Below are 699 nucleotides of genomic sequence, written 5' to 3' on the forward strand. Positions count from 1 at the left end.
GCCGGGACGGCTCCACCCGCATGGCTTCGGTGGTGAAAGTGAAACTCTTGACCGAGCGGCCTTTGCGTTTGAATCTCGGGAAGCCCATTTTCGGGCCGTTACGCTCACCAGTGCGTGAATCGTCCCAGTTAGACAGCGCCTCAGCGAGATTGGCTACCGCGTTGGCGTACACCTCTTTACTGTTGTCCTGCCACCACGGGGAGCCATCGTCGCGTACCGCTACCTGATGCTTGATTTGGTTCCAGCGGTTGCGTAGCTGCTGAAACGACCACGACACGACTGTTCGGGGGCATTTAGGGTGACCACGTGGGGGTAGGGGTCCGGGACTGACGGTGGGCAGGGTGTCGGCTGGTTGTACCTCGGTTTGGTCGTTGTGGTGCCGGGGCGGCACGGTGATCAAGTCCTTGGTAGGCGACGGCCCTCCCGTCGTCTCTTGGCCGAGTGCTACGGGAGGGCCGCCTGTGTGCGCTTGGAGGCGCTGTGGTCACCGTAGAAGCAGATGTCGATCAAGTCGAGTGCAGGCTGGCGGCCGGTGAGTTGAGCTGTCCGTCGTGTGGGGGTGTGCTGGCGGGTTGGGGGCGGGCGCGGCCGCGGCAGTTGTGAGGTTCCCCCCAAACCGTAGAGGCATCGACAATGAGGAGCACGATGCCAGAGAAGCGGATGAAGTACGACCGGGAGTTCCGTGAGGGGGCTGTCCGG

The 699-nt window shown here is 63.1% G+C and carries 2 pseudogenes; one reads left to right on the plus strand and one right to left on the minus strand.

Annotated features, from left to right (window positions below):
• A pseudogene (locus CDN38_RS27600) lies at positions 1-277 on the minus strand (IS607 family element RNA-guided endonuclease TnpB); the annotation flags it as partial.
• Positions 278-480: 203 nt separating this feature from the next.
• On the opposite strand from CDN38_RS27600, the pseudogene CDN38_RS31450 reads away from it, so the two are divergent.
• A pseudogene (locus tag CDN38_RS31450) lies at positions 481-600 on the plus strand (hypothetical protein); the annotation flags it as partial.
• Between the last annotated feature and the right edge of the window lie 99 nt (positions 601-699).

Source organism: Mycobacterium ostraviense, from assembly GCF_002705925.1.
Classification (GTDB): Bacteria; Actinomycetota; Actinomycetes; order Mycobacteriales; family Mycobacteriaceae; genus Mycobacterium; species Mycobacterium ostraviense.